Consider the following 16,951-nt stretch of genomic DNA (forward strand, 5'->3'; position numbering starts at 1 on the left):
CTACCATCTGAGAAAGAAACGCCCGGCCACAGCACCAATGAGGCCGGGTATCAATACGCCGAGCGTATACCAGACAGCGACAAACGGCATGGCGCTTTCCGTGCAGTGGAAAGAATAGATAACCGAGCCTATCGCGCCCGCTGCAATGCCGGCCGCAGCCCCCGCCATGGTGAGGCGAGTGGGTGCCATACCACGCAAAACCCAGAATGCGCCGATCAGCAGTGGCATGGACAGCACAACAATATTGAATGTGCATACGGCCAGCGATTTGCCGGTCAGCATCGTCATGTGAGCTTCGGGCGGTGCCATGGCGAATATCCCCGCAGCCAATATTCCGAATGCAAACAGTGCGACTGCCATCAAGACAAGATTGATGATGATGCTGCCAAGTGGATAAGCGATCCGCTTGACTGCCCATGCACCGATAACGGCGAGAAGAAGCGTATAAGCGAGCTTTCCCCAGAAGGGCATTGTGGCAGAAGCTTCCATGAGATCTGGCCGCATGCCCAACCACCAGACCATCAAAAGCCAGGATGCGGCAAAGCCCAAGCCAAGACCTATGGCAAGCCGCTTGGCGACGCTGCTGCGCTGTATAGGCTTCAGATCGCGCGTGAGACGTGCAATCAAGTCATCCGTTGCCATGTGCACGTCCTTTCAATTTTGCGGCAATCGCCTTGATGCCTCTATGTATACCAACCTTCACCGCTGATTCCGAAAGTCCGGTGCTCGTCGCGACCTCTGCTATTGATTGCCCTTCAATTTTTGTGCGGTAGATCAACTCCCGTGATTTCTCCGGGACTGACTGTAACAGGCTTTCCACATCTATCCGGTCCGCAGTTGCATCGGAATAATCCGCCGGTATCAAATCCTCAGCATTATCCAAAGGTATAGTTGCGCGAATTTTGTTGCGGCGGAAATGATCTATCAATTTATATCGCGCGATAGCGTGCAGCCAGGCGGTGAACGGCCGATCGGTTTCGTAGGTTGCCCGTTTGGTATGCAGCGCCATCAACGTCTCCTGCACGAGATCGTCAGCGTCACCCTTATGGGCTTCAGAGAGCCGTCGCAAAAAATAAGAACGCAAATGCTTTGCCACGTCATTCAGAAGAATGGCGTAGCTGCGCGCATCACCTGCAAGACTAGCAAGCATCAGTTCTTTCAGTCGCGTTTCGACAGAATGCACTCCGGTTTAATTCCTTATTCGCAGCGGCGGCAGAAAGGTTACAGCATGAGGTGCAAGATGGCGGAACGTCAATGAGCGACACGCAAATCGGATGCAAATGTTGGAATCAGACCACCCGCCCATCACCAATCCGTGATCCTCGTAACCAATTTCCTGTCCGATCCGTATTGCTTCATGTCACTGGCGACAACGCGCCGAAGCAATGTGGGTGTCAGAGGCACCCGAAACTTATGGGCACGTTTATCGTATCTGAATTAACTCAAGGAGAATGACCATGAATGTTTTCACACGTAGTATAGTCCTTTCGGCTTTCGCACTTACCGCTGGTTTTGCCAGTGTGAATCTGGCCGCTGCTGAAGATGCCATGAAGGCACAACCGGTGAAAAAGCAGGATGCGATGAAACATGACGCAATGAAACCAGATGCAATGAAAGCCGACCCGATGAAGGGCGATGCGATGAAAGCGGATGCAATGAAGCCGGACGCCATGAAAAAAGACGCGATGAAGGGCGATGCCATGAAGCCTGTCAAGAAAAAGCCGGATGCAATGGCTCCAGCAGCCAATTAGCACTGGCAAAGGTTATAATTGTGATCTCTCCTCGAAACTGGGGAGGGATACACAGTTGGAATAGATGCGATAATGGGCCGGTGGAGGCTTAAAATGACAAGTGTAACGACTGGCACTGCATTGAAGGAAAAGCCAAAAAGAGCTGTGGTCTACCGCCATTCCCTGGCGGTGCGGATTACCCATTGGTTGAATGTTTTATGCCTTAGCTTCCTTTTGATGAGCGGTTTGCAAATATTCAACGCCCATCCGCATCTTTACTGGGGGCAATATGGTGCCGATGCTCTGCCTGATCCGGCATTTGTTTCCATCGAGGCATATCCCGATGGGGACAGCATGAAAGGCGTGACCAGCATTGGGTCCTTTCAGTTTACAACAACTGGAGTGCTTGGCGCATCGAAGGTCGATGGAGAATTAACCCCGCGCGCCTTTCCGGCGTGGGCGACAATTCCAAGCTATCAGGATCTCGCCACAGGACGACGCTGGCATTTCTTTTTTGCCTGGCTCTTTGTCATTAATGGGTTCGTCTATATGCTTTACGGGCTTGTCTCCCGGCATTTTCGCCGCGATCTGCTGCCAACAAAAGGTGAGTTGACTCCCAGGCATCTCGCTCACGAGATTGCCGATCACGCACGTCTGCGTTTTCCGAAAGGTGAGAAAGCCCGCCGCTACAACTCTTTGCAGAAGCTTGCCTATATCGGGGTAGGTTTCATCTTGTTGCCACTGATGGTGCTGACGGGCCTCACCATGTCTCCCGGCTTCAATGCAATTTTTCCGTGGTTGCTGGACGTATTTGGCGGTCGTCAGTCGGCACGAACAATTCATTTCATCACGGCCTCGCTGATCATTGTCTTCGTATTCATACACATTGCCATGGTTCTCTTATCCGGCGTCTGGAACAATATGCGCTCAATGATTACCGGCTATTGCGCTTTAAAGCCTGAAGCAGATAAGGAGATATCCAAATGAGTATTGATCTCACACGGCGTCGTTTCCTGATTGGTTCAGGCATTGCAGCCACAGGCATTCTGACGGGTTGTGATGCGCTGGTTCAAAGCCCAAGCGTCAATGCCGTTCTTGAGAAAGGTGAGTGGCTTTCAATGAACGCTCAGCGTCTGCTTTTGGGCAACCAGCAGCTGGCTCGTGAATATAGCGAGGCGGATTTATCACCTGTATTCAAGGCAAATGGAACGCAAATGCCTGAGACAGATGTCTATAAGCAGCTTGTTGACAGTAATTTTGCCAATTGGCGACTTCAGGTTGGTGGCATGGTCAAGACGGCCAAGAGCTTCTCCATGGCGGATTTGAAAGCCATGCCGTCGCGCACACAAATTACCCGCCATGATTGCGTCGAGGGCTGGAGCGCGATCGGCAAATGGACCGGCGTCCCGCTCGGACTGGTTTTGGAACAGGTTGGTCTTGCGCCCGGAGCACGTTATGCGGTGTTCTATTGTGCAGACGATTATGAGCAATCACTTGACGGCAGCGGTCTTTACTATGAAAGCATTGATCTGGTGGATGCCTGGCATCCGCAAACAATCCTTTCCTATGGTATGAACGGCAAAGATCTGGAGATCGCCCATGGCGCGCCCTTGCGCCTGCGGGTTGAGCGGCAGATCGGATATAAACATGCCAAATATCTGATGCGAATTGAGCTTGTCGACAGTTTCAAGAACATCGGTTCCGGCAAAGGCGGCTTCTGGGAAGATCGGGGATATGAATGGTACGCCGGTATTTGAGTGTGCCCCTCCAAAAAGTAAGCGCTGGTCTTTGCCATATTCGGATCATCTGACATAAGAGGCGACACAATCCGCTAAAGAGAGATTTTTCGTGTCCGCAACTTTCGTCTTCGATAAAACTTATGCAGCCTTCCTCTTTGACATGGATGGCACGATTCTCAACTCCACCGTTGCTGCAGAGCGCGTCTGGAGCAAATGGGCAGAGTCTCACGGGCTTGATGTGGCGGCATTCATGCCAACCATGCATGGCGTGCGGGCGATTGATACTATTCGCCGTTTGGGATTGCCTGGTGTTGATCCCGAGGTTGAAGCTGCCAAGATAACGGAAGATGAAATAAACGACGTAGCTGGCGTGATGCCGCTGCCGGGAGCGGCGGCTTTCTTGGAAAGCCTGCCACCTGAAAAATGGGCGATTGTGACGTCCTCGCCGCTTGAACTGGCAAAACGGCGCCTTGCCGCGGCGGGAATTCCCGTGCCGCGCACATTGGTGACAGCTGAAGACGTCAAGATCGGTAAGCCAAACCCAGATTGCTATCTGTTGGGCGCACGCAAACTGGGCTTTGACGCTTCAGATTGTCTGGTCTTTGAAGACGCTATTCCCGGTATTCTGGCTGGAGATGCCGCCAAAGCTGATGTTATGGTGATTACGGCAACCCATAAACATCCCGTCGAAACGACACACACGACAATAGCGGATTATGAGAACGTGGTTGCGCAGATTGATCTGAACGGACGACTATCTGTTGTTAAAAGCAATTGATCGGCAGAACATTATTGGCTTTGCCGAGCAAACGCAAAATTGATCAATCTCCCCCACACAATTTGCGGCTCGTCCTTTTAATCCCTGCAGTTCTTCCCCATATGTAGCGCGAACGTCACGTGACGCATATTGAGGAGATTTGCATGCCGCTCGTACTATTCAAGCTGAGTTGGGCCACCGTTAGCAGGATTGCCGCGATACTCGTTATTGGACTGGCTGTAAGCTTTAGCGCAGTCTATGAGGCTGATGCACGTCGTGGCGGCGGCGGATTTGGTAGCCGTGGCTCGCGAACATTCGATGCGCCGGCACCGACACGCACCGCGCCGACCAACGCAGCGCCTATTGAACGTACAATGACACCGCGGCAGCAGACTCAGCCCGGTGCAGCTCAGACGCAAGCTACGCAGCAGCGCCCCGGCGGTTTGTTCGGCGGAATGGGCCGCTCGTTGATCGGAGGCCTCTTGGTTGGCGGCCTTATCGGAGCATTTCTCGGGAACGGGTTTGGCGGAATGGCCGGGCTATTCGGCATGCTGATCCAGATTGCCCTGGTCGTCGGCGTCGTGATGCTGGCTCTACGCTTTTTCCGCTCTCGCCAGACATCTTCAATGGCTCCCGCTGGCGCTGCTGGTCAGGCGTTCGGTCGAAATGCATTTAACGACCAGCCAGCCTCGTCTTCGTCAATGCGCGTTCCAACAATCGGTTCGGGATCAAGACAAAACGATACGGCGAGCAGCGGTTTTGGCTCGGGCAGTGCTGCCAGTAGTGCTGCAGGCAATGCTAAACAGCAGCCAGGAAAGCTGGTCCCAGAAGATGAAATTGGTCTGACCCAAAATGATCTTGATCGTTTTGAAGCCCTGCTGACTGAAGTGCAAACTGCGTATGGCAAAGAAGACTATGCAACCTTGCGCAAGATCACGACGCCGGAAGCCATGTCTTATCTTGCCGAAGAACTTGGTCAAAATGCCACCGATGGACTGCGTAACAGCGTGACCGATGTCAAGCTCGTCCAGAGCGACATTGCTGAAGCATGGGCCGAGGGTGACAGGGACTATGCGACAGCCGCGCTGCGCTATTCCAGCATTGATGCCATGCTCGACCGCAATACAGGGCGCGTGGTCAATGGCGATGAAGGCGTACCAAGCCAGACAACGGAAATTTGGACATTTGTGCGCGAGAGCGGCCAAGAATGGAAGCTTGCCGCCATTCAGGACGCGGCCTGATCAAATCTGAACGAAATGCGGCCCGGTTCCACTCTACGTGGACCGGGCCTTTTTTTTGCCCAGCCCGACACGTCCCAAGCAAGATCATCTCGATAAGCCTTGCTTCTAGCTTTTTTGCAAAGCGAGATGTGCGCCAAGGCCCACAAGAATGGCGCCACCAGCACGTTGCATGAGCTTTTGAGCCCGGCTGGAGCGTTGCAATCGGCTGAGCATTGCACCCGCAAGAAACACGCACAAAAGATCTGCGGACGAAAACACTATGTTGACGATTGTTCCAAGGAGAACGAACTGTACCCAGACAGGAAATGCAGCAGAGGGATCGATAAATTGAGGCAGGAACGCAAGAAAGAAAATTGCCGTTTTTGGATTGAGGACCTCAACGGTTATGCTTTCGAGAAAGGCGCGCTTGCCAGACTTTTGTTCAATGGGAGCCGACGCGATTTCACTGTGTGTTTTGGTGCGGAAAAGTGAAATTCCCAGCCAGATCAAATAAATTGCGCCAGCAAATTTAACCACCATGTAGATCAGGGGAACGGCGTGAAAAAGCACGGAAAGGCCCGCTGCTGCCGCGATGACATGAATATATCCGCCAAGATGAATCCCGAGCGATGCCATAAGCCCTGACCAGCGGCCACGGGCTATTGTTTGCGCAGCCGCGTAAAGCATTGCCGGGCCGGGGATAAAAGCAAAGACCGCAGTGGTTACCAGAAAAGCAATTAAAGTATCCAGAGGAGGCATGACCAAGTCCTTTAGGAGGAATATTTATGGAATCGAATCGGCTTGCAATGATAGTCAGACAAATGTCTTGTTTCTGATCTCTAAAGCTGACGAGAACCCCAGGAAAGAAAAATTTGTGATCACCAGATTGATAAATAGATTTCGAGCTTCGTCATCAGCCCATCGGGCAATGCTCGTTCATTTTCCTGACAGCAAGGAAGCGGCAATTCGTGCCGCAAGCACCAAGCAAAGCAATAATTTGGTTGTGGCCTTTTACACGCGGGATTCATTTTACGAGCGGGAAGCTCAACGCATGTCGGCCTCGGCAATCCGGCTGGGGTTATCCGTGGCTATGACGGCGGTGGACAGTGCCGGGAGCTGGGTGCGGAACGCTTCCATGAAAGCGGAGTTTTTGTTCAACGAACGTCGCGCAAGACGAGGTCCTTTGCTTTATGTCGACGTCGATGCTGTATTTCACCGCGATCCATGGCCAGCCCTGGAAGAATATATGGGAGATGTTGCAGTACATTATGATCCGCGTGTCAAAAAGCTGATTGCAGCAACCATTCTGATCAATGATACGCCGGCAGCTTTGATTCTGATGGAGATGTGGAAGGATCGTTGCAATGCCAATCCAGATATCTGGGATCAGGTAGTATTGGAGCAAATCATAGCAGAAGATGCCGCTGCAGATGCTCCGCAATTCGACGTCCGGCATATTCCAGTGGCTTTTTGTTGGATATTTGATCGTTTGTCGAATGTTCCGGTAGACGCAGTTTACATAGAGCAGCTTCAGGCAAGTCGTGAGGCGCGCAACAAGCCCAGATGGTTTGGCTTTGTCGGCAAACGCCTCCAACGTCGCAGAGATCGCGTAGAGATGATTGACCGTATTTTGATGCAAGAAAAAGACTCGGATCGAACCAAGTCATAGGGTCCGGACCCTAAGGCTCTAATTCGGCAAAATGCGCACTTTGTAGCGGCCAACTTTTGGCGATGTTCCCATTATCTTCAATTCGCTATTCTCAAACTTGATAATGGATGTAGTCATGCGGAATTCCGTATGAACGAAGACTGGATTGAGTTGACCGGCTTCACTGAAGCGAATCGCCGAGACATCATCATCGCGAAAGCTGATATGGACCCGCGTTTGTTCATCGACATTTCTGTCGCTGCGAAATGAAACCAATGCATCAAAACGGCAACGTTGCCCGCGATCAATGTTAATGCCCGACTCCTCGATGAAATTGGTCAATGCCTCCCAGTTCGCATCTTCGTCAATCTGTTCCGGTTCGGTCGGTTCCATCGGGAGCTTTCATTGCTTTCAGCATGTCGTCAGTTATTTATACATCAAATCGCGGTTGTGGCGCGATGCTTGAATTTTCAATCGTGAAAGGGCTCTACAAAGGCGCGCTCACCCATCATGAATGCGTCTGCCACATGACGTAACGGGGCGATGTCGACATCGGATTTGCCATTCTTTACCAGATCGGCAAAGCGCCGGTAAAGCTCAGGATATTCGGCTTCTTCCGGCAAGGAAACAGCCTTGCCGCCGATGGTAAGCTTCGACCCTCCATCAATCAGGATCATCTGGCCAGCAGATGTTTCGGCTATGATATCCCATGTCTGCTTGCCAGTTTGGCGCCAGTCGAATTCTGCGTGAACAGGTGTCCCAATAGCACTGGTCATTTTCAGATCGGCAGCAATCGGCGCTTGCCGGTTCTCTGGAAATTCCAGTGTCGCGCTTCTGATGAATACCGGGTTTGGCATGATATGGGTAAGGATCGACAGGGCATTAATGCCCGGATCAAAAACGCCAAGACCGCCAGCCTGCCAGATCCAGTCCTGGTTGGGGTGCCAATGCCGGACATCCTCCTTCCAGACGATGTGAACACTTTGGAGCGTATTGGAGCCAAGGAAGGATTTCGCTGCTTCGACACCGGGAGCATAGCGGGAGTGCCAACTGGCAAAGAGCGAAACGCCTTTTTCATTTGCCAAAGATGCCAGGCTCTCAACTTCGCTCAACGTCGCCCCCGGCGGCTTCTCAAGAAAGACGTGCTTGCCCGCTAGAATGGCTTCGTAAGCGGCGTCGTAACGAAACTGCGGCGGCATGCATAAGGACACAGCGTCGATAGTCGGGACGGCCTCGAACATGGCCTTCATGGTGGTAAAATTGGGGATGCCGTCTACAGTGCCGTTGCGGCTTGCTGCGGCCACCAGCGTGAAGTCAGCATTTCTCTCTATGGAAGGCAGGTGTTGATCCCGGGCAATTTTGCCAACGCCGACGATTGCCAGATTGATTGGGGGCATAGCGACGTTCCTCTTTTTCCGTCATCGCATCAAGCGATTGAAGTGCACTGATTTTTCAGCAGAGGTAATGCGGAAATCGCGCAGCGGCAAGTGGGGCACGCGATAAACTGTGTATCAACGGCATGGTGCTCAACACCCACATGGGTGAGTTCAATCTTGCACTTGGAAGAAAATTGGAGTCCTGTCCGATATTGAGTTGAATCAGTTATGCGAGAAACAGAATGTCCTTCCAGAAAATCGACGATCATGGCCGCAAGCTCGAAGCGCTTGAGCATGCGCTGGCAATTCTGGGGGCCGATGAGGCCACGCACATGGCCGTCGGAGGTGGTGAAAAACGTGCCGAAGCAATGGCAGCGCTTGCGGGAATGTATCACAGACAAGCAACTGCTCCAGAAATCGCCGATTGGATTGCTGATGCTGAAGCGCAAACGCTTGGTGATGAACAGCTTGCCGCCGTGCGTGAGTTCCGGCGCCATTACACAAATCTGACTTGCCTGCCTGTTGAGTTTGTCGAGCGTCAGACAAATGCGCGGATGCGCTGTGAACAATTATGGCGGGACCTGCGGGCAAAAAACGATTGGGCTGGTTTTGTGCCCGCGCTCGACGGCGTTATTGCACTGGCCCGTGAGGAGGCGGCTCTGCGTGCACAGGCGTTAGGACTTACGCCTTATGATGCAATGATCGAGCAACATGATCCGGGTGCCCGTACCGCCACGATTGGCCCGGTTTTCTCGGAGTTGAAAAATTTCCTGAAAGATTTTGTTTCCGAGGCATTGGCTGTTCAGGAGGAGAGGGCGGCCAAACGCCCCGTAAAAGCTTTGTCCGGAGTTTATCCCGTCGAAAAACAGCGAGAGCTCGGACTGGCAATCATGGCGGCAACCGGCTTTGATTTGGCGCACGGAAGTCTTTCAGTTTCACATCATCCGTTTTGTGGCGGCGTGCCAAGCGATGTGCGTATCACCACGCGTTACAAGACAAGCGAATTCCTTTCGGCGCTCATGGGCGTCCTGCACGAGACAGGTCATGCGCTTTACGAGCAGAATCTACCGAAAGAATGGTCGCATTGGCCGCTCGGCAGAGCACGGGGAATGGCAATGCATGAGAGTCAAAGCCTTTTCGTGGAGAAACAGATAGGCCGTAATCCGGCATTTTGGCGCTGGGCGCTCCCGGTTATTGCCCAACATCTGAATGAGACATGGTCTTTGGAAGACATCCTTCCGCACGTGCATCATGTAGGGCGCGGGTTGATCCGCGTCGATGCGGACGAAGTGACTTATCCGCTTCACGTTATCCTGCGATATGAGCTGGAAGAAGAGATTATTGCGGGCAAACTGCAAACCATCGATCTTCCGGAAGCGTGGGACGCGAAAATGCGTGAATATCTGGGTCTGTCCACGATTGATACACCGGGGGATGGACCGATGCAGGATGTGCATTGGCCCGCGGGTGCTTTTGGTTATTTCCCCTCATACACGCTCGGCGCAATGATGGCAGCACAGCAATGGGCCGCGTTGATACGCGACTACCCGACAGCGAACAACGATCTTGCGGAAGGCAACTTCACGAAGATCAATGATTGGCGACGTGAGAAAATCTGGTCGCAAGGCTCACGCTGGTCCACGCCGGAGCTGCTTGAGCGGGCTACTGGTGAAAAGTTGGATGCCAGCCACTTCATAGGGCATCTGCGCAGCAGATATGGGGCTGCCTGAATATTATAGCTTCAGCGATAGTTTGGCCAACTGCCTGGCTACTTCTTTCTTGCGGCTTGGATGAATGGCCAGAATATTGGCAACCCGTCCGGATGGAAAGGCGGTATCGATTGCCTGAACGTCGGGCAATCGATTGATCCTCCCATTCAGAACTTCCCATATCTGATAATCCCAACCTATCAGCCTGTCGTAAATTCCGCCGGGCGTCGTCTTTGACAAATTGGCAAGAACGTCGCGGTTTATCTCGATGAGCATTGTGGGACGGTATGCCGGGATCGTGTTTGTTGCGCCATCCAAAAACAGGCCCTCTGCGCCTTCAATATCGACCTTGATGGAATCCGGCTTTAGCCCTTTTGCCATCACGTCCAGTGTCTCAACCTTTGTGCTCCGCTCGGATTTTGTATTGCCTGACCCCGCTACCAGACTTGTCGCTCCGGCATTGACCGAATATTCCGCTGTGTTGAGTTCCATCTCGCCAGGCTGATCTGCGAGAGCCAATTGATGTACTTTGACCGTTTTCGAAAGCTTGTTTGCAATGATCGACTTGCTGAAAAGATTCCATAGATGAGGTAGCGGTTCAAACGAGACCACTTTCCCGTTGAATCCCGGCTTTGTGGCAATCGAAAGCGAGTAATAGCCGACATTGCCGCCTACATCGAAAAATGTACCATTGTCCGGCGTGACAGCTTTCATGATGTCGATGTCAAACTTCTCATATCCGCCGCTGAAAATACCAAACGTCATGTGATACTGACGCAGATCGAGATATATCTTGAAACTGTTGGTCGTCTCGAACAGCAACTCGACGCTTTTGGGCACAAAATTGTTAAATATGATCTCGGCATGGCGCTGATGAAATTCGGATGAGGCGAAGAAGTTTCTGCGGTGCTGCTCAAGGGAAATCGTGCAAAGTGAGGACAGATTATCCGATATTTTCAATTTCTCCTCGGCGTTGGCATCACGTCCGAGGATGAATTTATAACAGTTCAGAATATCGCCAAGATCAGTCATGTTGCCATCACGTTACTTCAGAAATCAGTGACCAAGGCTCACAGGATCAGGCTCGCCGGGCTATGAAATAATAAGCGTGAATTCCCGTCGTTGAACGGTCATGGATCAGATGTACATCGGTCATCTGGTTCTTGTGAAACAGCGCCATCACCGTGTTCGCGTCGTAATCATACATTTGAATATCAGGGTGATCATAATTATCCCTGTCGATGAAAACGGTTTCATTTTTGTAGTAATCATTGCGGAAATACATCATCCGGTCGTTATAATACTCGGCGCGGTTTGCGGTTTTGAACAGCGGAACGTGCAGCGAAGCAACGCCGCCGCTCTTCACACATTGCAAAAGATCATTGATGATAAAATAGCCACGGCGCGGTTCAATGTGTTGCAAAACAATATAGCTATTGAGCCAATCGACTTTGACACCTTCCTTGACAAGGACCTCGGGTGACTCGACGCAGCGCACGTTTTTCAACCCGCGATTGGCGCAATTTTTCAGAGCAATATTCCGCATCGTTTCAGAAATATCGATGCCAATGGCATTTTTTGACTGCTCGGCGAGGGGAATCAGCAGTCTTCCTACCCCACAGCCAAAATCAATGATCGATTCAGTGGGAACCTCAAATTCCGGAACCAGACTTTTAATGAGCTTGGACAAATTGGCGATATCAGTCTGACCTGTGGCGAAGAATTCAGTTGCATCTTTTTTTGTCAATTTTTTCGATTTGAACTGGTCTTCTGTCAATACGGCCCAATAGGCATTGTCTTGAGCCAGTTTCTCCCAGTCTTCATTTGTATTGCGCATGGAGTTCCCCTCGATCCAGTCAACTCATTTCAGGCAATTAAAAGTATTTTACATATATCTCAGCAAAGTATTTTCAGTATTAAATAGCATCAATGCAGCGCCTCCATAAGAACTGATTTTACCAAGTTGTGGCGGTTGGTGTACTGAACTTCCGGAAGAAATGGGTCCGGCGCCAATCTGGAGTATATTCCGAAGCTCTGTTCGATGAATTGTTCCAGGGAAATTTGCTTATATTCCTGGGGTACCTTGAACATGTAAGAGCCTCTCACGCCGAAAACTTCTCCTATTTCCGGGTAGACCGGATAGCATGCTCCTGAAGTCATCACGTCTGCTGGCACAAGATCTGTGCAATTGGGTTCGATGCCGCATTTTTCAAGAAATAATTGCGCGATATCGTGTATCGGCCGCGCCTTGGAGTGATTGATTCCGTACATGAAGCAATCGCCGCGTGTCCAAACCCTGAATTTGCCCGAAATATCGAGCCCGTGATTCATGAAGGTTTTCAGAAGCTGATCTCGCTCGATTTCCCATCGTGTGAAATAACCGCATCGTTCAAATACGTCGCGACGAAAGAGAGCCGTTGTTGTTTGAACATCATATCCGGCTTGATAGGCGGCAAGTACAATCATTGAATGGAATGGCCCCAAGGGGCTATCCAACATTGCTCCCCGCGCTACCACCGTGCAAAGGTCCGGGTGATAAGCATCAAACTTTATGGACGGTATCTTGCTGAGATTGTCCAATGCTGAAAAATCATAGGCGAGGCCGTTAATGTCGGGGTGAATGATTACTTTCGCATATTGGGACAGCGTTTGTTTATAGTCATCAAGCTTGTTGCGGAACGACCAATAGTCGGCGTGATCGATCTTGATGCCATTGGTGAGCAATCGCAATGAGTTCGCGAGTCCGAATGTATTGCAGTTGGAAACGAGTAGCCAATTATCCATGACAGGTTCTCGAGTTCGGGGTTACGGGCGCATCATCTCGATTTCGCGTTCATCGCAAATGACATTGCGTTGCGGTGCTTCCGGAAGGGGCAACATTGTCGCCGCCGTCTTTTCATCTTCCGGTTGACACACATAATTTTTGACGAAGCAGCGCATGGCATGCGCCACACCGATTGAGTTTACCTCTCGATAATCGTCCTCATAATACAAGCCACCCGCATAGCTGCCGGTTATGATCTCGTAGGAGGGAAAATAGTCCACCCAATCAAAACGCGCCAACATCTGTTCGGCAACTACCCGCAAAACGGATTTACTATAGGTGGTGGAAACAAGGACACTTCGGTCTTCATAGGTAGCGACTAGCGGTACTGGAGAGACAGTGAGCAGCACCTTAACGCGAGGATTGACCGCTTTCAGCTTTTCCAGAAAAAGAGTCATATCCATATCAACGTCAGCAACGTTGAAATTGATGAACTCGTATTTTTCAGCATCGTAAGCACCAGCGCTGACGCCAGGTGCCAGCGGAAAAACAGAGCCATCGGATCTCGATCGCCATGCTTCGGTCAGACCGAGCGTGAAAACGAAAACATCTGAATCGAGAAATACGGATTTAACCGCTTTAAGATGGGCGCGGCGTGCTTCCCTGACGGCTTCTTCCGTCTCATAGCCGTCCGGCTCAATGAGCGGACGAAACGGATCGACAAATTTGCCGTCTTTACGCCGCCAGGCGGTTTCCAGTGGTGTTCTTCCCTCAAAAACTACCTCAAAAAGTTGCAAGAGCTGGCGGGCAGTATAGAGATTTCCGTAACGCGCAGAAAACACCCCGAAATTGCGGGAAATACGCTCCTGAGGGGTCAGGTCTTCACCGGATTCTGCAATCAGATAATGGAAACCTATCCGCTGCATCTGACGAGAGATATGTTGGGCGAAACAGCTTCCGGCCGTGGCAATTTTCATTGCACTGTCGATTTTGTACCGGGGATTTTCAACCGGATCAAAAAGATGGGTTTCCACTCGCGCAACCGAACGCCGCCACAACTGATAATCCTTGATTCCGACGTAGGGGTTGGTCATTTGTCCGCCTCCGCTATGATATTTTTGACGTGGTTGTATCGGTCAGCAAAGAAATATTCGGCTGCAACTTCGCCCGGTGCCCATTTGGAATAGACCTCAAAACTTTTTTGAATGAACTCTTCCAGTGACATCAACCGGTATTCGCCCAGAACCTTGAACATGCGCGATCCGCGAAAGCCGAATGTTTCCGCAATTTCCGGGTAGACTGGAAGGCATATGCCGTCGACCAAGGTGTCGTGGGGTACAAGGTCAGATTTGTTTGTCTCAATGCCGATCGATTCAAGAAATACTCTCGCAACATCGTGAATTGGCCCAGCCTTTGGGTGACCGAGGCCATACATGAAGGACTGGCCGCGAGACCATGATCTGAACGGCGCTGCTATATCGAGATTGAAGAATGAAAAAACGTTCATAAGCCGGTCCCGTTCCGGCTCCCATCGTGAAAGAAATCCGCACTGCTCGAATATTTCCCGCCGAAATAGTCGCTCGGTTTTCTCGACACTATAGCCCGCTTCAAAAGCGGCAAAAACCAGCATGGAATGATAGCCGGCCGTCGGGCCATAAATGCGCTGTCCGTCCGCAAAAAGATAACAAAGATCCGGATGATAGGCATCAAAGTCGATACCGGGAATTCGACTGACGTTTTTCAGAAGAGAAAAATCATATTCTACGAATTGAATGGCAGGATTTATAATAACCCTATCATATCCCGGCATGGTTTCCTTGTACTTTTCGAGATTTTTCATCAGTTCGAAGACATCGAAACAGTCCAAGGTGAAACTGTTACTGAGAAGCTTTAAGGAGTTTGCCAATCCATATGTATTGCAGTTCGAAATCAGCAACCATTTTTCCAAGGGACGCTCTCTTCAAAGTGACTGTTACACAACGCTATATTCGATAGCTGCGGAATGGTTCCATTGCTTACAAAACTCGTCGGAATTCTCATGAACGGCTGTAAATCATTGTCAAATTACGACGTTGATCCGAGATAAGCCTTTTGGAGACTTATAAATCTATACAGATTGCGTCTTGACGCGTCATAATACGACCGTCGTACATTATCCTTTGAAGACTTGGTAAATGGCCGCTGGCATAAGCGCGGCAGTGCCCAACCTACGGCTGACGCAGAAGTTTTCGTCGCATCGTTTCGCAACAGCGAACTATCAGATGACGTTTAAAGCGTGAAGTTTAAGCGACCCCGGTATCCGGTGATACCGGGGTTATGTGCGTTATGCCTCCGGCGCGTGGCAAACGGCCTCGATATTATGTCCGTCAGGGTCGATGACAAAGGCAGCATAATAATTGACGTGATAATGGGGGCGAAGACCAGGCGCACCATTATCTTTGCCTCCAGCTTCCAAAGCTGCATGATAAAACGCGTCGACTTCCTGGCGGGTTTTTGCCGCGAAAGCCAAATGAATATGCGCTGGCTTTTCCTGGGTTTCGAACAGACACAATGAAGCCTCGCTCCCAGCGCTAAGCTCAATACCGTATGAAGGCTCGCCCTCGGCGACGATAGTTACTCCCAGCGGTTTTAATGCCTCGACAAAAAATGCCCTGCTCGCAGCATAATCGCTAACGCCGAATTTGACATGATCAAACATTGGACCTCCTTGTTGCCTCGCTATTTTGCTGGAACAGGACAGTCCATGTCTCCATCCGTGCATTTGAGGTATAGTTTCAATTCCTGAATACGGGATCGAGTTTTATTATAGAGGCAAGAATTCGAGATAAAAGGGTATGCTGTTCCACCTTGAACAGTCGAACTTGAGAAGTTGCATTCCGCGTCTCGAAATCCAATCCAGGCTTTTTGTGCAGCCACCAAGAGTTTTGCGGTGTCCGGATCACCCTTTAATCGTCCTGCAATCTGCTTGTAGACCGAATTGAGTTCTCCGTCAGCTTTGGAATAAGCTTGCCCGGCACAAATATTCATGTCGGTCTGATTGGTCTTATCGCCACAGTTTTGCTGAGAATGTGCGAGTGAAATTCCTCCGAGAAATATGGCTGACGCCATAAACAGAACCTTCATTGCTTCTCTCTCCCTCTGAACAACGGACCAACGCCGACTCGGCAGTCATATCAAACTGAAACAGGATTGTTGAGCCAATCGGCCAGCGCAAAATTTGCTCTAGGCGAAACAAAGCACCGTATGCTCGCCAATTTGTGCATATCGCCATTTGTTCGTATGAACCTCATGCATCAGATCGCGATCAATTAGCTTACGGAACTTGGCCAATAGTTGAGGGTGCTCAGAATAGGTAGTTAGAAAGAGCTTGTTCTGAAAAATCAGAAATGGTGCAAGGCGGCGGTTTGCAACGCGCATATATTCAAAGAAGCCTTCCGAAACACTAGGCCAATGTGGACCGAGGAAATCATCAAGCAGGATGACGCCGCCGGGTACGATCATTTCCTGAGCGAGCGTCATATCATTGATTACATGCTTGACCGTATGACCGCCATCGACCGAAAAAAGTCGCACACCAGAGCTTTTTAGCCGTTGTCGGATGGTTGCCGGTGTAAATGACATGCTGTCAGCCGAAATTGCTGTGACCTGCCGCTTCAGGTGGGAAAAATAACTGTCGAGATGCTGGTTAAACATCGACAATGACCCTTTCCCGCTATGATCAAGATTTTTCTCCTGGTCGTCAAAAAGGTCGATGGCAATGCATTTCTCATTCGGTCTTGCCGTGGAAGCCATAAGGAAAAATAGTTTGCCGTGGTGCACACCGATTTCCACGATATCGCCAACGACATTATCTTCCAGCTGAATCTCCCTGATGAGCTTCAGAACATGGGGTACCCGGCTGCCTACCCAACCTTGGATGTTTATCCAAACATCTTTTAACGCGGTTCCAATTGGGTCGCTGTCATTTTCTACCGGAGTGTCGATGAATTCATCCCCCTGCAATATGAA

Annotated in this window: 20 protein-coding genes; 7 read left to right on the top strand and 13 right to left on the bottom strand. The window is 50.7% G+C overall.

The features are described 5' to 3' along the window. Both ACTJI9_RS00610 and ACTJI9_RS00615 read right to left on the bottom strand, forming a co-directional pair. On the bottom strand, positions 1-642 hold the full coding sequence (locus ACTJI9_RS00610) for a DUF1109 domain-containing protein (RefSeq protein ID WP_336439660.1): 642 nt from the start codon (positions 640-642) through the stop codon (positions 1-3). Next, positions 629-1,183 carry a sigma-70 family RNA polymerase sigma factor gene (locus ACTJI9_RS00615; RefSeq protein ID WP_115052326.1) on the bottom strand — a complete coding sequence of 185 codons (555 nt, stop codon included), beginning with the start codon at positions 1,181-1,183 and terminating at the stop codon, positions 629-631. The genes ACTJI9_RS00610 and ACTJI9_RS00615 overlap by 14 nt, the downstream gene beginning before the upstream one ends. 274 nt (positions 1,184-1,457) lie before the next feature. Here ACTJI9_RS00615 and ACTJI9_RS00620 point away from each other — a divergent pair, with 274 nt between their 5' ends. The 5 genes from ACTJI9_RS00620 (at position 1,458) to ACTJI9_RS00640 (ending at position 5,467) form a co-directional block, all read left to right on the top strand. Beyond that, the gene (locus ACTJI9_RS00620) at positions 1,458-1,751 is read left to right on the top strand and encodes a pentapeptide MXKDX repeat protein (RefSeq protein WP_307279749.1); all 294 of its coding nucleotides are present in this window, start codon (positions 1,458-1,460) and stop codon (positions 1,749-1,751) included. Between the two features lie 93 nt (positions 1,752-1,844). After that, complete coding sequence (locus ACTJI9_RS00625; protein WP_440805356.1) at positions 1,845-2,717, top strand: cytochrome b/b6 domain-containing protein; 873 nt, start codon at positions 1,845-1,847, stop codon at positions 2,715-2,717. Next, positions 2,714-3,487, top strand: coding sequence for a molybdopterin-binding protein (locus ACTJI9_RS00630; protein ID WP_307279745.1), 774 nt, complete (start codon positions 2,714-2,716; stop codon positions 3,485-3,487). Before ACTJI9_RS00625 ends, ACTJI9_RS00630 begins: the two co-directional genes overlap by 4 nt. Positions 3,488-3,629: 142 nt before the next feature. Next, positions 3,630-4,247, top strand: coding sequence for an HAD-IA family hydrolase (locus ACTJI9_RS00635; protein ID WP_435530169.1), 618 nt, complete (start codon positions 3,630-3,632; stop codon positions 4,245-4,247). Positions 4,248-4,390: 143 nt separating this feature from the next. Then, positions 4,391-5,467, top strand: a complete 1,077-nt coding sequence (locus ACTJI9_RS00640; RefSeq protein WP_440805358.1) for a Tim44 domain-containing protein — start codon at positions 4,391-4,393, stop codon at positions 5,465-5,467. Between the two features lie 105 nt (positions 5,468-5,572). Here ACTJI9_RS00640 and ACTJI9_RS00645 read toward each other — a convergent pair whose 3' ends face one another. Continuing rightward, positions 5,573-6,205, bottom strand: a complete 633-nt coding sequence (locus ACTJI9_RS00645) for a LysE family translocator (protein WP_307279740.1) — start codon at positions 6,203-6,205, stop codon at positions 5,573-5,575. Positions 6,206-6,374: 169 nt separating this feature from the next. Here ACTJI9_RS00645 and ACTJI9_RS00650 point away from each other — a divergent pair, with 169 nt between their 5' ends. Then, positions 6,375-7,115, top strand: coding sequence for a putative nucleotide-diphospho-sugar transferase (locus ACTJI9_RS00650; protein ID WP_115052333.1), 741 nt, complete (start codon positions 6,375-6,377; stop codon positions 7,113-7,115). An 18-nt stretch (positions 7,116-7,133) separates the two neighbouring features. Here ACTJI9_RS00650 and ACTJI9_RS00655 read toward each other — a convergent pair whose 3' ends face one another. Both ACTJI9_RS00655 and ACTJI9_RS00660 read right to left on the bottom strand, forming a co-directional pair. Then, positions 7,134-7,487 carry a hypothetical protein gene (locus ACTJI9_RS00655; protein WP_115052334.1) on the bottom strand — a complete coding sequence of 118 codons (354 nt, stop codon included), beginning with the start codon at positions 7,485-7,487 and terminating at the stop codon, positions 7,134-7,136. Positions 7,488-7,564: 77 nt separating this feature from the next. Then, positions 7,565-8,491, bottom strand: a complete 927-nt coding sequence (locus tag ACTJI9_RS00660) for a Gfo/Idh/MocA family protein (RefSeq protein WP_115052335.1) — start codon at positions 8,489-8,491, stop codon at positions 7,565-7,567. A gap of 221 nt (positions 8,492-8,712) precedes the next feature. Between ACTJI9_RS00660 and ACTJI9_RS00665 the strand changes: the two genes are divergently transcribed. Beyond that, on the top strand, positions 8,713-10,200 hold the full coding sequence (locus ACTJI9_RS00665; RefSeq protein WP_307279731.1) for a carboxypeptidase M32: 1,488 nt from the start codon (positions 8,713-8,715) through the stop codon (positions 10,198-10,200). A 3-nt stretch (positions 10,201-10,203) separates the two neighbouring features. Here ACTJI9_RS00665 and ACTJI9_RS00670 read toward each other — a convergent pair whose 3' ends face one another. The 8 genes from ACTJI9_RS00670 to ACTJI9_RS00705 form a co-directional block, all read right to left on the bottom strand. After that, positions 10,204-11,211 carry an FkbM family methyltransferase gene (locus ACTJI9_RS00670; protein WP_440805362.1) on the bottom strand — a complete coding sequence of 336 codons (1,008 nt, stop codon included), beginning with the start codon at positions 11,209-11,211 and terminating at the stop codon, positions 10,204-10,206. Between the two features lie 46 nt (positions 11,212-11,257). Next, the gene (locus ACTJI9_RS00675) at positions 11,258-12,016 is read right to left on the bottom strand and encodes a class I SAM-dependent methyltransferase (protein WP_115052338.1); all 759 of its coding nucleotides are present in this window, start codon (positions 12,014-12,016) and stop codon (positions 11,258-11,260) included. Between the two features lie 89 nt (positions 12,017-12,105). Continuing rightward, entirely contained in the window at positions 12,106-12,963 is an 858-nt protein-coding gene (locus tag ACTJI9_RS00680; RefSeq protein ID WP_307279727.1) for a WcbI family polysaccharide biosynthesis putative acetyltransferase, read from the bottom strand. Between the two features lie 21 nt (positions 12,964-12,984). Next, positions 12,985-14,037: a GSCFA domain-containing protein gene (locus ACTJI9_RS00685; protein ID WP_440805365.1), complete on the bottom strand. Its 1,053-nt coding sequence runs from the start codon at positions 14,035-14,037 to the stop codon at positions 12,985-12,987. Continuing rightward, entirely contained in the window at positions 14,034-14,891 is an 858-nt protein-coding gene (locus tag ACTJI9_RS00690) for a WcbI family polysaccharide biosynthesis putative acetyltransferase (RefSeq protein WP_440805367.1), read from the bottom strand. Before ACTJI9_RS00690 ends, ACTJI9_RS00685 begins: the two co-directional genes overlap by 4 nt. A 375-nt stretch (positions 14,892-15,266) precedes the next feature. Next, positions 15,267-15,641: a VOC family protein gene (locus ACTJI9_RS00695; RefSeq protein WP_336439671.1), complete on the bottom strand. Its 375-nt coding sequence runs from the start codon at positions 15,639-15,641 to the stop codon at positions 15,267-15,269. Positions 15,642-15,661: 20 nt separating this feature from the next. Continuing rightward, positions 15,662-16,066, bottom strand: a complete 405-nt coding sequence (locus ACTJI9_RS00700; RefSeq protein WP_307279718.1) for a lysozyme inhibitor LprI family protein — start codon at positions 16,064-16,066, stop codon at positions 15,662-15,664. Positions 16,067-16,165: 99 nt separating this feature from the next. Continuing rightward, positions 16,166-16,945 (bottom strand): class I SAM-dependent methyltransferase, encoded by a 780-nt coding sequence (locus ACTJI9_RS00705; RefSeq protein ID WP_336439672.1) that lies wholly within the window; start codon positions 16,943-16,945, stop codon positions 16,166-16,168. Positions 16,946-16,951: the final 6 nt, after the last annotated feature.

The organism is Phyllobacterium sp. 22552 (assembly GCF_052044585.1).
Classification (GTDB): Bacteria; Pseudomonadota; Alphaproteobacteria; order Rhizobiales; family Rhizobiaceae; genus Phyllobacterium; species Phyllobacterium ifriqiyense.

What these genes read in the sequence shown, in the direction of transcription:
- ACTJI9_RS00660 (WP_115052335.1), bottom strand. Translation starts at nt 8,491, where the DNA reads ATGCCCCCAATCAATCTGGCAATCGTCGGCGTTGGCAAAATTGCCCGG.
- ACTJI9_RS00645 (WP_307279740.1), bottom strand. Translation starts at nt 6,205, where the DNA reads ATGCCTCCTCTGGATACTTTAATTGCTTTTCTGGTAACCACTGCGGTC.
- ACTJI9_RS00640 (WP_440805358.1), top strand. Translation starts at nt 4,391, where the DNA reads ATGCCGCTCGTACTATTCAAGCTGAGTTGGGCCACCGTTAGCAGGATT.
- ACTJI9_RS00675 (WP_115052338.1), bottom strand. Translation starts at nt 12,016, where the DNA reads ATGCGCAATACAAATGAAGACTGGGAGAAACTGGCTCAAGACAATGCC.
- ACTJI9_RS00700 (WP_307279718.1), bottom strand. Translation starts at nt 16,066, where the DNA reads ATGAAGGTTCTGTTTATGGCGTCAGCCATATTTCTCGGAGGAATTTCA.
- ACTJI9_RS00665 (WP_307279731.1), top strand. Translation starts at nt 8,713, where the DNA reads ATGTCCTTCCAGAAAATCGACGATCATGGCCGCAAGCTCGAAGCGCTT.
- ACTJI9_RS00625 (WP_440805356.1), top strand. Translation starts at nt 1,845, where the DNA reads ATGACAAGTGTAACGACTGGCACTGCATTGAAGGAAAAGCCAAAAAGA.
- ACTJI9_RS00680 (WP_307279727.1), bottom strand. Translation starts at nt 12,963, where the DNA reads ATGGATAATTGGCTACTCGTTTCCAACTGCAATACATTCGGACTCGCG.
- ACTJI9_RS00695 (WP_336439671.1), bottom strand. Translation starts at nt 15,641, where the DNA reads ATGTTTGATCATGTCAAATTCGGCGTTAGCGATTATGCTGCGAGCAGG.
- ACTJI9_RS00635 (WP_435530169.1), top strand. Translation starts at nt 3,630, where the DNA reads ATGGATGGCACGATTCTCAACTCCACCGTTGCTGCAGAGCGCGTCTGG.
- ACTJI9_RS00630 (WP_307279745.1), top strand. Translation starts at nt 2,714, where the DNA reads ATGAGTATTGATCTCACACGGCGTCGTTTCCTGATTGGTTCAGGCATT.
- ACTJI9_RS00650 (WP_115052333.1), top strand. Translation starts at nt 6,375, where the DNA reads ATGCTCGTTCATTTTCCTGACAGCAAGGAAGCGGCAATTCGTGCCGCA.
- ACTJI9_RS00685 (WP_440805365.1), bottom strand. Translation starts at nt 14,037, where the DNA reads ATGACCAACCCCTACGTCGGAATCAAGGATTATCAGTTGTGGCGGCGT.
- ACTJI9_RS00655 (WP_115052334.1), bottom strand. Translation starts at nt 7,487, where the DNA reads ATGGAACCGACCGAACCGGAACAGATTGACGAAGATGCGAACTGGGAG.
- ACTJI9_RS00670 (WP_440805362.1), bottom strand. Translation starts at nt 11,211, where the DNA reads ATGACTGATCTTGGCGATATTCTGAACTGTTATAAATTCATCCTCGGA.
- ACTJI9_RS00610 (WP_336439660.1), bottom strand. Translation starts at nt 642, where the DNA reads ATGGCAACGGATGACTTGATTGCACGTCTCACGCGCGATCTGAAGCCT.
- ACTJI9_RS00620 (WP_307279749.1), top strand. Translation starts at nt 1,458, where the DNA reads ATGAATGTTTTCACACGTAGTATAGTCCTTTCGGCTTTCGCACTTACC.